This window comes from Larkinella arboricola, from assembly GCF_003259745.1.
Taxonomy (GTDB): Bacteria; Bacteroidota; Bacteroidia; order Cytophagales; family Spirosomataceae; genus Larkinella; species Larkinella arboricola.
On sequence record NZ_QLMC01000002.1, the window covers coordinates 36,646 to 50,624 of the forward strand.

Genomic DNA, 13,979 nt, shown 5'->3' on the forward strand with positions numbered 1-13,979 from the left:
CGCTATCAGCAATTAAATTGAGTTTTGTTTTAAGAATACTTCGTCGTTATCGGTCAGAAACATCCGGGTGCTTTCCGTGTATTCTCCGCCGTTGGGGTCTTTGTATTTCAGATCGACGTAAAAAGCCCGGTAGCCCGATGCCGGATAGGGTTGGGTGAGTTCAATTTTAGACTTTCCCTTGACACCCAGATTTTTGCCAAACCATTTCTCGTCCTGAAAAATCCGGTCTTCCGAATCCGCCGACCAGACCACGGCATCGACCAGCGCATCGGCGGTGGTTTGGATGGTCAGTTTAACGCCGGTTTTGGTGCCGGAAGCGTCCCATTTACAAACCGGATACGGCTTTTTAGCCATCGTCATACCGAAAAACGCACTTAATCCCTCGAACGCCTGTTTGCCGTCGCCCAGGTTGTGGCCGGCGTTGGGCACGTAATGAATCAGGTTTTCGCCGGGAATGTCGTCGTAATAGTTCTTGATCGCGTCCACGGTCCAGTAGGGGTCGTTGGTTCCCATGAAAATCATCTTGGGCATGGTGAGCTTTTTCCGGTAGGAGTAGGGGTCCACCATTTGGGTAATCGCATTGCCGTCTGCGGTGCGGGCCGTCTGCGGAATGCCCAGATTGACGTAATCCTCAATTTCAACGCTGTATTTATTCCAGGACTTGATCTGGTAATCCAGGTTGATGGGCATGTTGAGAATGTCGATAACCATCGGGGCAATGGCCGTTACGCGGTTATCATTGGCACCCGTCAGCCAGGTGGTCCAGCCGCGTTTGGACGCCCCCGAAACCACAAACCGGTTGATGTCGCGTTTCAGCGTCTGCTTCGAAAATTCCTGCACGGCATCCATCGCCCGAACGGCGCTTTTAACCATCGGAAACAGCAGCGGCCAGGTGTAATCGTGGTCTTTTTTAAAGTTGTGGAGCGTGAAGGAAATCAGCGCATCTTCGGTCAGGTTGTTGTAAAGCGGCTGGTTGGGCGTTTGCCGCAGAATGGAAACAATGGCTTTGTTTTTAGCCGCAATCCCGGCCAAAGCCTGCAACACCTGATCGTTGGCACCGGCTTTCCAGTTCGGTTGTTCGCTTTTGTTCGAGCCGCCGGTAACGAACAGCAACGCGCCGTCGTACTGGTTTTCTTTCGGAACCAGAACCGTTAGCTGGTGCCGCCATGTGTGTTCGCGCCATTTCTGCGAGGTCAGCAGCAGGTGATAACCCCTGGCCGGACCTGCTTCAAAGGTTTCTTTTACTTCCCACCGGAAGGTTTTATCGTCGTTATTCAGGTAATGCTGGAGGGCGGTTTCCGGCGTTACGGGTTCTTTCTTCGGCGTATCGAACGACCCCAGGACCAGAGTAACAAGCAACAGGAAAGGAGTGAACAGTCGTTTTTGCATGGTGTTGTTTTTGTGATGATGGGTGGACCGGTACGGTGTTGTGTTGTGCCTTTTAGAAACTTACCAGGGTGTACCCGTGCTTTGCAATACCCACGGTTTTGACCAGGCGCTGTTCTTGCCGTCCGCTTCCGAATACGGTGTTAGTTCCAATCGGTTCAGGGCTGCATCGGTGTTGGCTTTGTTGAGGTTCCGTTCGTCGAGCATGTAGTAAAACCGGACGGGCAGCACCTTCCGTTTGGCATTCGGACCGGCGATCAGCTGCGGGAAACCCGTTCGGCGGTAATCAAACCAGGCTTCGGTGGCGGCTGTCCAGCTCGCAATCCATTTCTGCTCGATAATCTGCTTCTGAGTGCCGTTGTAAGCCACGTCTTTCTGAGCGATGTAAGCGGCATAGGCCCCGCCGACGCCCCAGGTTTCCAGCGAATTCTTGATGGCGGCTTCGTACCGGCTTTTGGCATCGCCGGCGGCCCAGCCTTTCTGGGCGGCTTCGGCCAGAATGAAATTGACCTCCGATGCCGACATCAGCCGGGCTTTCAGGAGTGGACCTTTGGCGGCTCTGTAAATGTCGTTCAGCCAGGAAACGTGCGGGTTTTTGGCGGCCTGTTCGCCGGTCTGGCTGAGGTTGTAGGTGGATCCACCCACAATGGCCGTGGGTAAACCCACATAGTTCGGGTCGGTATTGACTTCCTTTCCGGCCACCTGATCGGGCGAGAGATACCGTTTCCCATCCACAATTTTGTCGGTTTTAGCCGGAAGCGTTGCGTCGACCACCAGCGGAATCTGCACCTTATTGGCCCAGACCGCCAGCCGTGGGTCGTTGATCGCCAGCAGGGCTTTGACGAAGGTGTCGGCCATTTTGAGTCGGCGATAATTGCTTTCGGTGGCGTCGTAGGTCGTGTTGGCGGGCCAGGAATCGGCGTTGCTATTGCCCGCAAACGGCATGGCGGCATCGTCGGCCGAAGCCGTTATGATTGGGTACTGGGCGGCATTGGCCACAATTTTTTCGATACCGGCTTTGGCCACATCGGGCTTTTTCGACGAAATCCGCATATAATACCGCAGGGCCAGCGAGTTGGCCAGCTTCCGCCATTTGGCCGGATCCCCTTTGTAGTACACGTCGGCGGACTCGGCGTTGCTGTTGTAGGCGCTTTTGGCTTTCGACAACAGGGTATTGGCCTTTTCCAGATCGGCCAAAATGCCCGTGTAAATGGCTTCCTGCGTATCAAAAACCGGGAAGGTATTTTCGCCCCCGCCCAGTTCACCTTTCAGCGCCTGGCTGTAGGGCGCATCGCCCCAGAGATCCGTAACTAGGCCAAAGAGCATGGATTTCATGACCAGCGCAATGCCCTGGTGCAGTTCGAAGTCCAGTGCCACGGCGCGGTCGTAGACGTACTGGTTGTTGCGCAGGATGTCGTAGTATTCACTCCAGCTCTGGCTGCCGCCCCATTCGTAATCGTTGTGGGCACCGCTCCAGCCGTCTTTCTGCGTGTGCTGCATCACCCCGGCAATGTCCTGATACCCCAGGTTGACAAACGCTCTGCCGGTTTCGGTTAACACCGTCGAAAGCACCAGATTGGGGTGAGCCGTGGCCGGATTGACCCCGTTCGGATTCACGTTCAGATCGGCCAGATTCTTACAGGACGATACTGTCAGTGTTAATAAAACAACGAGACTGATAAATTGAAGAGATATGATTTTCATGATGATGAAGAAAACCGGTTAAAACGTTAAACCAAGCCGAAAGCCCACCGGAATAACCCAGGGCATGACGTTATACCGCTCGATACCCTGTTTGAACTGAATACCCGAACCCTGCACACCCGACTCGATCTGAAACGCCATTTCGGGGTCGATACCGATTTTGGCCGCCGTCCAGAGGATGATGTTCCGGCTGTAGACCGACACGTTCGCATTTTGCAAACCGATTCGTTTGACCAGTCCCTGCGGCAAATCGTAGCCCAGCGATACTTCGCGGAGTTTCAGGAACGACGCATCAAACAGGTTGGCCCGTGTAAACGACCAGGTGGTTGCTCCGGCGAAGGGCAGCATCATCGTACCGGGGCCGCCCAGATTTTCCTTGTAACCCGTTGGATTACCGGTTTCGTCGTAGCCGGTGGCAATGACACCCGGAATGAACACCCCGCCGTGGGGTAGTGTGTACGGACCGTACTTAAATGGGAAACTGCCGTATTCGGGTGTCGGGCCACCCACCAGCGGGAAGTTGTTGCCGCTGATCAGAATCATTCGGTCCTGATTCTCCACCAGATAATTGCGGAGGGCGTCGCCGGTCAGGCCGTTGGGGTTAATCAGCTTGTCGTAGAACAGTTGCGAGCGGCCATCTTCCTCCCCGTAGCGGTAGGTTTGGGAAACAAAATCTCCGCCGTTCCGCCAGTCGAAGGTCATGTTCAGGCTGAAACCCCGGTAGGTGAGCGAAGTTTGCAGACCGAGCAGAAACCGGGGGTTGAAATTGCCGATTTTGTTCTTTGTATCGATGGCGTCGATGTACTGCCATTTACCGGTCTGGTCCAGAATCGGATAGCCAAAGTAGGGGGAATTTTTATCTTCTACCGTCACCACTTTCGAGTCGTAAATATCACCGATTTCGTCACCCACGTACGTCCAGGCCCCGCCCCTGGCGTCGGTCCAGAGCGTGAAGTAGGGGAGGTCGTCGGAGAGCTTTTCAATGGTGGTGCGGTTGCGGGTCAGATTGGCGTTCACGTCCAGCCGCCAGCCGTTTTTCTCGATGGGTGTGCCGCCGAGCGTCAGTTCTACACCCCGGCTGACGAGCAGACCCGCGTTGATGTTTTTGGTCGTGTACCCCGAAGAAGGCGGTAATTTGGTGCTTAGAATCTGGTTTCGGTTTTCCGAGACGTAATACGTGGCACTGGCCCGCAGCCGGTTTCGGAAGAGGTTCAGGTCAAGGCCAAACTCCGAGGAGGTGGCAATTTCCGGTTTCAGGCCCGACAGCAGCAGCGTTCCCGGTACGTTCAGGCGCGGAATACCGTCCCAGGTCCCGGCGTTGGTCAGTGTGCTCAGGAGCATGTACGGATTGGCGTCGTTGCCCACCTGCGCGACCCCACCCCGCAGTTTGAGTAAACTGATGGTGTTGGAAACCGGCAGGATTTCGTTCAGCAGCACACTCAGCGACGCCGACGGGTAGAAGTAGGAACGGTTGTTGGCCGGCAGCGTACTCGACCAGTCGTTGCGGGCCGTCAGATCGAGGTACACCATGTCTTTGAAACTCAGGTTGGCCAGACCGTACAGGCTGTAAATGCCCCGGTAAAACTTGTTGCTGTTGTAATCGAGGTTGTCGGGGGCGATGTTCTGGATGGTGAATACGCCCGGAACAATCAGGCCGGTGCCGTTGCGGGTGGCATTGGTGATGTTCGAGCCGGTCTGGTAGCGGTAATTTCCGCCCGCCGATACCGACAGTCCGAAGTTGCTTATGTCTTTTTTGTAGGTCGCCAGAAAGTCGGCGTTGCTTTCAAACGAGCCGATGTTAATCAGACCGTAGGCTCCGCGCGGATCGTTGACGTAGCTGTTGGCAATTTTGGTTTCGCGCTGCTCCTGGTAGGTGTCGAGCGAATACCGGCCCATGAAGCTGAAATCCTTCGTAATCTGCCAGTCGGCGCGCAGGTTGCCAAAAATCCGGTCGCGCGTGAAGCTGTTGTTGATCTCGTGCGCCAGAAAGTAGGCGTTGTTATAAACCCCGTTGTATTGGGTGCGCTGCTGCAATCCCTCCTGACCGGGCATCCAGTAATCCCGCATATCCCGGATGTCGATATGGGGTGAGGTGTTGTAGGCGGCTTGCAGCGGGTTGCCACCCCGGTTTCCGGCGGGGCGGTTGTTGGAGTTGTTGCGGCTTACGTCGAGGTTGGTGCTTAGCCGGAGTTTATCGTTCAGCTTCAGGGAAGAACTCAGGTTTAAGGTATTTTTGAACAGGTCGGTGTTCGGGATAATGCCCCGGTTCTGCATGTTGGAGTACGAAATCCGGTACGTGATCTGGTCGGTGTTGTTGGCAATGGAAATTCCGTTGGTGGTGGTAATACCGGTCTGCACGAAATTCCGGACGTTGTTTTTGTGCGAAACCAGCGGCATCGGAATGGGTTTGCCATTGGCGTCCAGCGGACTGTTCCACTGCACTTCCTCGTACCCTTTGTCCAGTTCTGCGCCGTACGTAGCGCCAATTTCTTCCTGAACCAGTTTGCCAAACGGATTGGTGAGCGGGTTGTTGCTGACCGAAACCGGGATGGCCGAAAACTGCCCCGAACCGAAGCCGGTCTGCCATTTCAGAAATTTATACGGCTGGTCCAGAACGGTATTCGAGGTAATGTTAACCGTCAGTTTTTTAACTCTGGAGCCACTTTTGGTGGTGATGAGGACCACTCCGTTACCGGCCCGGGTTCCGTAGAGCGCGGCTGCACTCGGTCCTTTCAGGATGGAAATGTTTTCGATATCGTCGGGGTTCAGGCCGGAGATGGCATTGCCGTAATCCACCCGGTTGTCGGTACCGATCTGACTGACGTTGTTGAGCGTATTGGCAATCGGAACACCATCGACCACAAACAGCGGCTGGTTGTCGTTGCTGAGTGATTTGGCTCCCCGAATCACCATGCTGACCGACGAACCCGTACCGCCAGTGGCGCTAATGTTGACTCCGGCTACCCTTCCGGCCAGGCCGTTGAGTACGTTTTCCTGCACCACGCGGGTCAGGTCTTTGCCCTCAATTTTGCCGACCGAGTAACCGAGCGAACGCTCCTCGCGTTTAATACCAAGGGCTGTTACGACGGCTTCCTGCAAGGTTTCCGTCGTTTCGGTCATGGTAATGTCAATGATATTTCGGTTTCCAACGGGTACTTCCTCGGTTTTGTAGCCAATGTACGAATACACCAGTACCGGACTGGCTCCGCTGACATCCAGCGTGTACCGACCGTTCTGGTCGGAGGTGGTACCGGTCTGGGTGCCTTTGATCAGTACGTTGACGCCGGGAATGGGGGAGTTGTCGGTGCCTAACCGGACGGTTCCGGTTACCCGACGGGCCGTCTGTGCCCAGGCGGAAGACAGACCCAGCGCCAGTAACCACAGGCCAACCAGCAAACACCGAAGCCTTTGCGGATGAATAGAAGTTTGATTCATAGGTTTTCTGTGTAGAGGTTTAGAAATGTAGGTGTACGGCGATTCGAAAAAGAGATAAGGAGGTAAACTATAAGGATATGACGCTATAATATAAATAATTTGCGCGAAAAAAAGGGTGGACGCAAATCCACCCTTTTTCGTATGTTGCGTACTACTATGTGCCAGCTACCCAATTACCAGGGTTTGCCGGTTCCCTGAATAACCCAGGGTTTGGCCCACTGGCTGTTTTTACCCCGGATTTTGGTGTGGGTATTTTCTTCCAGTTTGCCCAGCGCACTCACCGAATTCGCATTGTTGAAGTTGGTTTCATTATCACCGTAGATAAACCGAACCGGCAACACACTTTCAGGAGCTGCCGGACCTGCTTTGAACGCAGGCAGACCGGTCCGACGGTAGTCCATCCAGGCTTCGATGGCCGAGGTCCAGCTGGCGATCCATTTCTGCTCCATGATCTGCGCCAGCGTGTTGTTGAATTTCACGCCGTTTTTCTCGATAAAGGTAGCGTAGGAACTGCTGGCTCCCCAGGTATCGAGCGAGTTTTTGACCCCGTTATTGTAGTGCGTTTCAGCAGCACCAACCGACCAGCCTTTCTGAGCGGCTTCGGCCAGAATGAACGAAACTTCGGCCGCTGAGATCAGACGGGCTTTCAACAAACCACCTCTGGTGCCCCGGTAGGTTTCCGACAACTGGGAAACGTGCTGGTTCTGTACCACCTGACCCGGCGTTGGGTTGTAGTTGAACGAGCTCGGATCAATCAGACCCGCCGGAACCCCCACATACTCGCGGGTGTCAACGGCTACCGTGAAGGTGTTCGGATTATAGTGGCGCGTGAACTTGTTGCCCGCTTTCGTTTCCGTTAAGAACTGAGCATCCGTTAAGGAAACCGTTCCCGTCTGGATAACACCGTTTTTGCGAATGAATTGATCAACGGGCGTTGCCAGCGTCGGATCAGCTACCCAGCGAACGTAGACTGGTTGAAACCACACTTTCAACCGCGGATCTTCGGTGGCAATGAGTTGATCCATCAATAATTTGGCGGGCTTGCGCCGACGGAACTCTGAAGGATCGGTATTGAACTCGGCAGCACCGGGCCAGGAGTTGCCTGCTACACCGCCAGCATAGTCCATCGCGGCATCTTCGCTGGCCGCTTTGATGTAAATACCGGATGAGTAGATGCTCTCGATACCGGCTTTGGCGACATCCGGCAGTTTCGCCGAAACTCGCATGTAATACCGGAGCAGGAGCGAGTTGGCAAATTTTTGCCACTTGGCGGGATCTCCGTTGTAATACACATCGTATCCCGTCCGATAACCGGTTACATCACCGGAAGCAAACAGGGATGAAGCGGCTTTCAGGTCTTCGATAATGCCTTTGTAAATCACTTCCTGGCTGTCGTATTTCGGACGAATCATGTCATCCGAAACGTCGCCTTTCAGGGCTTCGGTGTACGGCGCGTCACCCCAGAGATCGGTGATGTTACCAAACAGGAAAGCTCTCATCGTCAGGGCGACACCCTGGTGGAATTTATAGTTGAGGGCTACCGCACGCTTATACAGGAAATCATTGTTCCGCAACTGGTTGTAGTAGTCACTCCAGTCGGTCGGCGACCAGTCGTAGTGGTTGTGACCCGAGAACCAGCCATCTTTCTGGGTGTGCTGTACGATACCGGCGGCATCACCGTATCCCCAGTCGAGGTATTTTTTTGCCGCTTCAGCCATGACCGTCGGCATGAGCATATTCGGGTTGGCTGAGGAAGGGGCAACCACGTTGGGGTTTTCGTTCAGCTCCGTGAGTTTGTCCTCGCAGGACGAGAACGTTAGCAGAGCCATTACGAAAAGTGCTTTGGAAAAAAAGGTAATTCGTTTCATGTTCTTTCGTTTCTGGTAACTTAACGATTACAGGCTGAAACCAAGTTTAAAGCCAACCGGAATCATCCAGGGCATTACGTTCTGCAATTCGATGCCCTGACGGAACCGGCCGCCATCGGCCTGGAAGGCGCGCTCGGGGTCGATACCAATTTTAGAGGCCGTCCACAGCATGATGTTCCGCGTGTAAACGGAGATGTTAGCGTTGCGCAGACCAAACAATTTAGGGACGCTATAGCCAAAAGAGAGTTCCCGCAGTTTAATAAACGACGCGTCGAAGGTAATCTGCTGGTTGTAGCTCCAGGGGTACGTGTCGGTGATCGGATAGACTTTCGTGCCGGGGCCGCCCAGGTGTTCGGTGTACGAGCCATCGGCATTCTGAATGACACCCGGGATAAAACCGCCGTCGTATTCCAGCACACCGTCGCCGTTGGAGTCGAAGCCCATACCACCCGTTTCTTTCGTGTGGCCGCCAACGCGGGGGAAGTTTCCGTTTTGCGGAATGATGTATTTTTCCGGATCTGATTTCAGCAGGGCCGCCAGCTCCGCTGCGGAGTAATTTCCGCCCTGAATCAGGTTGTCCAATTGCCGTTGTGACCGCCAGTCAGACTCTCCGTAGCGGTACGTATACGACTGGAAGTTACCGCCACTCCGCCAGTCGAAGCTGGCATTCAGCGTAAAGCGTTTGTACGAAAGCGAAGCCTGCATACCCATGATAAACCGGGGGTTGAAGTTACCCACTTTCACGCGGTCTTCGCGGTTGTTCTGGGCAATCCATTCGCCATTCTGGCTCAGGATGGGCCAGCGGTAGTACGGAGAATTCGGGTCTTTTACGGTCGCAAAACCGCGACTATACAGGTTGCCAAGTTCTTCGCCCACAAAGGAGAACGATCCCCCGTTGTTGTCGTCCCACAGTTGGTAGAAGTCGATACCCGGAGCCAGTTCCTTGATGGTGGTGCGGTTGCGGGTAAGGTTCATGTTCAGATCGAGGTTCCAGCCGTTGGCATCCTTGATGGGCGTACCCCCAATCATGATTTCCCAGCCTTTGCTCACCAGCGCCCCGGCGTTGATCAGCTTGCTGCCATAACCGGAAGAGGTCGGGGTGGTAACCGACAGAATCTGGTTGCGGTTTTCGGCGTTATAATACGTAGCGTCTAACCGGATCCGGTTGCTAAACAGATTCAGTTCTACCCCAAATTCGGTCGAGGTTTGAATTTCTGGTTTCAATTGCGGGTTCAACAGCGTTCCGGGGTAGTTGGTGGTGATCAGGCTACCCCAGGTTCCTGTTCCCAGCGCCGGCACCAGCCGGTACGGATCGGTATCGTTACCCACCTGTGCCCAGTTGGCGCGAAGTTTCAGCAGGGAGATTTCCTGCGGCAGGTTGAAGGTGTAGTTGGCCAACCAGCTCAACGACGCGGAGGGGTAGAAGTACGAACGGTTCGCGGCCGGCAGGGTACTTGACCAGTCGTTCCGAGCGGTCAGATCCAGATAGACCTGATCCTTATAACCCAGATTGGCCGTTCCCATCAAGCTGTAAATGGCTTTCTGGGCGGTGCTGTTGGTAAACCCAAGGGCAGTATTCGGCACGTTGGAGATCCGATACAGGTTCGGAATTGTCAACTGCGCACCACCCATGTACGAATCGCGGTAGTTCTGGTTCATTACGTTACCGCCCCCGGAGATGCTCCAGTCGAAATCGTTGATTTTCTTGCGGTAGGTGACCATAGCGTCAACGTTGGTTTCCGTACGGGAGATGTCCTGCAGGTAGTACCCACCATTTTTACCCCGTGAGTAGCTCCAGGGAATTTTGGTTTCACGGTTTTCAACAAAGTTGTCGAGTGCGCCCCGGACGTAAGCCGTCAGTTCCGGCGTGATGGTCCAGTCCAGCTTGAGGTTTCCAAAAACGCGGTCCCGCTTAAATCCGTTGGTGAGGGCATAGGCCAGGAAATACGGGTTATCGCCATTCGATGACGGAGTCAGTTGCTGGATTCCTTCACTTCCCGGAATCCAGTAGTCCTTCAACGCGCGAACATCCACGTGCGGATACAGGTAAACGGCCTCCAGCGGGTTAGCACCCCGGTTGTTGGTCGACGGACGGTTGTTGGAGTTCGAGCGAACAAAGTTCAGGTTCGTGTTCAGCTTGAAATTTTTGCTGATGTCGAACGTTACCGCCGAGGCCAGTGAGTTCCGGTTTAGATCGGAGTTCGGAATGGGGCCTTTATTGGTCATGTTGTTGAACGAAATCCGGTAGGTGGTTTTTTCCCCTGAGCCCGCCAACGCAAGGTTGTTGGTCGAGGTAATACCGGTTTCCAGGAAGTTCTTCATGTTGTCTCTGTACGACAGGAGCGGAGTGGCAATCTTGTTGCCGTCGGGTCCTACCGGGCTGTTCCACTGAACGGCAGTGTTGCCCGCATCCAGGGCCGGTCCACCCCAGTAGGCCGAGCTTTCGTCGAGCCGGTTGTTGCGGTCACCGTTGGCGTACTTGTAGTGAAAATCCAGGTAGCGGTAGGGCTGTTCGAAGACGTTGCTGGTCGAAAACGTAATGCCGACGCCTTTGCCTTTGACGCCTTTTTTGGTTGTTACCAGAATAACCCCGTTACCGGCCCGTGATCCGTACAGGGCGGCTGCGCTGGGGCCTTTCAGTACCGAAATGCTTTCGATATCTTCCGGGTTCAGGTCGGAGATGGCGTTACCGTAGTCAACGTTGTTCCGATCCCCCATCGAGCGAAGGTTGTTCAAGCTGTTGGCTACCGGAACGCCGTCGATGACGAACAGCGGCTGGTTGTCGCCGGTGAGGGATTTGGCCCCCCGGATCACGACGCTGATGGACGAACCGGCTCCGCTGGTCTGGTTGATGGCAACCCCCGGCACGCGGGCTGCCAGGGAGTTCATGACGTTCTCCTGGGCAACCGCCGTGATGGCATCGCCTTTGACATCAGACACGGCATACCCCAGCGAGCGTTTTTCGCGTTTGATACCGAGAGCCGTTACCACCGCTTCCTGGAGGGTTTCGGCGCTTTCGTTCAACACCAGATCAATGGTGCTGCGGCTGCCAACCGCTATTTCCTGGGTTTCAAAACCGATGTAGGAAAAAACAAGCACCGGGCTTGAGCCACTCACGTCGATTGAGTACCGGCCATCTCCGTCGGTATTAGCACCCGTCTGGGTGCCTTTCAGGACGACGTTGACGCCGGGCAGGGCCGCACCATCGGTTTTGGAAGTGACGCGTCCGCTTACTTTACGGCTTTGTTTCGCGTCGCCGGGCTCGAGGCCCGAACCGCCCTTTTTTCGGATAACAATGTTTTTGTTGACGGCTTTAAATTCCAGTCCCGACTGCTGGGAAATGCTGTTTAAGATAGTTTGTAGAGTTGTTCCATTTTCGATACGAACGCGTTTGTCAAGATCCGTTTTCAGGTTGTCTTCGTAGAGGAAAACATACCCGGTAACTTTGGTTATCTTATCAATAATAGTACTGATTTTTCCTTCCTCTTGGGATAGGTTTATTTTGACGTTTTCCAGGTCGATTTCCGGTCGGTCGGCCCAGGCTGCGGAGCAACAAATCCCCGCGAGTAAGGCTACTGCAAAGAGGTGCCTTAGCATTCGGTGGAAGATAAAGTTTGAGTTCATAAGGGATGTAAAAAGGGAATTATATTTGTAGATAGGTTGGATTTTGTATGGTCAATTCATCTACTTTCCACATCAAATTACGAGGAGTTAGCGATTGGATTCATTGTTTTATCATTTAAGAATTTGTTAATTTCCTATAACAATGGTTCGCCCTTGTATTTTGTACTGAGCACCAATCGCATAGGTGACTGATTCAAGCATGGAAACAAGGCTTTCATTTAAGTGGCTACCTGTTAATGAGGCCTTGTAAAGCGATTCGTCCTGGATTATAATATCAACATTATACCACTTTTCAAGCGTGTGTTCTACATTGCGCAGCGGTGTTTTATTAAATTGAAGCGATCCGTTTATCCAGCTACTTTCCTGTTCGGCGTTAACGCCCGTTATATGGAACGTATCGGTGTTTTTATTGAAGGTTAATTTCTGGTCTTTTTCAAGGATTATTGATGCGCTGGAATCTGATTCCAGACTCACGCTAACCCGGCCCGATCGGACGGTTACTTCGACCTCCTGTTCGTCGGTATAATTCTTGACATTAAAAGAAGTTCCGAGCACTTTAATCGTAACGCCTTCCAGCGAGATAATAAAGGGTTTCGACTCGTCACGCTCCACGTTAAAGAAGGCTTCTCCTTTGAGCGCAACCGTCCGTTTGCTCCCGTTAAACGTCTGCGGAAAGCTCATTTTGGTGTCTGAATTGAGCTTGACCAGGCTCCCGTCACTGAGCTGTACACTTCTCCGGATTCCGCGCGGAGCAATTTCCTCCTGCGTGATAAGACCCGCTCTGGATTGGCTGCCCCGGTTAGACTCAAGCAGCGTCTGCAACCGGTTTATGCGGTCGCCGGAGATGAAATAATACGCCGTGCCGAGACAAAACAGCAGGGCGACAAAAGCGGCTACCCGACGGTAATCAGCGTAAAAATTTTGAAAGTGTCTGGCCGTTGATACAGGTTTGGCCGAAGTTGTTTTATTGTCCGGATTGATTCGCCATTCGGGTTTATAAGTCTGGTTTTCTTCTTCAATTAATTCATTGAAATAGCGTTCGAGAATCGGTGAGTATTCATTCAGCACGTCATCCTTACCTAATCCTTCCAACAACTCGTCCAGTTCTTTCTCAGACAATGTGTTGCTGATTAGCTTGTTAATCAAATATTCGGCGCGGGACCGTACCATTCCAGTTGAGTTTGGTAAGCTGACTATAATACTGCCCGCTCTCTTTAAAAGGCTATTGTTCAATGAAATATTTTTATAAAAAACTGAAAAGGTTTTTGCGGTCGCTTATAAAGTGAACGCCATTCCGGCGCAGGGCTGGAATGGCGTTCGGGACAGGGAATAAGACAAGTTACAGGGTGGCCATATCGACTTTTTCCCGTAGGAATTGTTTTGCTTTTACCAGTTGGTTTTTAACGGTATTCTTGGAAATCATCAGCATTTCGGCAATTTCCTGGTACGATTTGCCCTCTTCAATGTTCAGATACAGAATCTGCTTGCGCTTTTCAGACAACAAACTGACGGCACTGTAAAGAAGCTGGAATTTAACTTCCTTGTCGTCTACTTCTTCCTCGCGGGCGGCTGCCATTTTCTCCAGATACACCTGCTTAAGCTGGTTATTTTTCTCCATCTTCTTGAGATGGTCGAACGCCATATTCCGCAGACAGGTAAATAAGTAAGAGGTAAAGTTCAGGCTTGGGTTAATCTGGCTCCGACGATCCCAGAGTTTAATAAATACTTCGTGAATGATGTTCTCGGCCTCTTCTTCATCCTTCAGAAGGGCCGTGCAGAATTTAAGGGCGGGCGTCCGGTAGTACTTATATAACTCCGCAAACGCAGCCTGATCGCCCTGGATCACTTTGCGGAGAATACGTTCATCAAGACAATCCATTGTAATGGGTGATTAGGAATCGTTAAAATTACGGGCGTTGGGTACTCGTACTTCTTCTTAGGTATGGATTGACCAGTTGTGTA

General features: G+C 52.9%; 7 protein-coding genes. All 7 read right to left on the reverse strand.

Features of this window, described 5'->3' with window-relative positions; all coding sequences use genetic code 11:
- Positions 1-12: 12 nt before the first annotated feature.
- Entirely contained in the window at positions 13-1,389 is a 1,377-nt protein-coding gene (locus tag LX87_RS07210) for a PhoPQ-activated pathogenicity-related family protein (RefSeq protein ID WP_111627551.1), read from the reverse strand.
- A gap of 60 nt (positions 1,390-1,449) precedes the next feature.
- A complete protein-coding gene (locus LX87_RS07215; RefSeq protein WP_111627552.1) occupies positions 1,450-3,090 on the reverse strand; it encodes a SusD/RagB family nutrient-binding outer membrane lipoprotein in 1,641 nt (546 codons plus the stop codon).
- A gap of 18 nt (positions 3,091-3,108) precedes the next feature.
- Positions 3,109-6,525, reverse strand: a complete 3,417-nt coding sequence (locus LX87_RS07220; RefSeq protein WP_111627553.1) for a SusC/RagA family TonB-linked outer membrane protein — start codon at positions 6,523-6,525, stop codon at positions 3,109-3,111.
- A gap of 173 nt (positions 6,526-6,698) precedes the next feature.
- Positions 6,699-8,393 carry a SusD/RagB family nutrient-binding outer membrane lipoprotein gene (locus LX87_RS07225; RefSeq protein WP_111627554.1) on the reverse strand — a complete coding sequence of 565 codons (1,695 nt, stop codon included), beginning with the start codon at positions 8,391-8,393 and terminating at the stop codon, positions 6,699-6,701.
- 27 nt (positions 8,394-8,420) lie between these two features.
- Positions 8,421-11,990: a SusC/RagA family TonB-linked outer membrane protein gene (locus tag LX87_RS07230; RefSeq protein ID WP_111627555.1), complete on the reverse strand. Its 3,570-nt coding sequence runs from the start codon at positions 11,988-11,990 to the stop codon at positions 8,421-8,423.
- A 153-nt stretch (positions 11,991-12,143) separates the two neighbouring features.
- A complete protein-coding gene (locus tag LX87_RS07235) occupies positions 12,144-13,187 on the reverse strand; it encodes a FecR family protein (RefSeq protein WP_111627556.1) in 1,044 nt (347 codons plus the stop codon).
- 169 nt (positions 13,188-13,356) lie between these two features.
- A complete protein-coding gene (locus LX87_RS07240) occupies positions 13,357-13,896 on the reverse strand; it encodes an RNA polymerase sigma factor (protein WP_111627557.1) in 540 nt (179 codons plus the stop codon).
- Positions 13,897-13,979 lie beyond the last annotated feature (83 nt).

Excerpts from the sequence above, each read along its gene's own strand:
- LX87_RS07240 (WP_111627557.1), bottom strand. The coding sequence starts at position 13,896 with ATGGATTGTCTTGATGAACGTATTCTCCGCAAAGTGATCCAGGGCGAT.
- LX87_RS07230 (WP_111627555.1), bottom strand. The coding sequence starts at position 11,990 with ATGCTAAGGCACCTCTTTGCAGTAGCCTTACTCGCGGGGATTTGTTGC.
- LX87_RS07225 (WP_111627554.1), bottom strand. The coding sequence starts at position 8,393 with ATGAAACGAATTACCTTTTTTTCCAAAGCACTTTTCGTAATGGCTCTG.
- LX87_RS07235 (WP_111627556.1), bottom strand. The coding sequence starts at position 13,187 with ATGGTACGGTCCCGCGCCGAATATTTGATTAACAAGCTAATCAGCAAC.
- LX87_RS07215 (WP_111627552.1), bottom strand. The coding sequence starts at position 3,090 with ATGAAAATCATATCTCTTCAATTTATCAGTCTCGTTGTTTTATTAACA.
- LX87_RS07220 (WP_111627553.1), bottom strand. The coding sequence starts at position 6,525 with ATGAATCAAACTTCTATTCATCCGCAAAGGCTTCGGTGTTTGCTGGTT.
- LX87_RS07210 (WP_111627551.1), bottom strand. The coding sequence starts at position 1,389 with ATGCAAAAACGACTGTTCACTCCTTTCCTGTTGCTTGTTACTCTGGTC.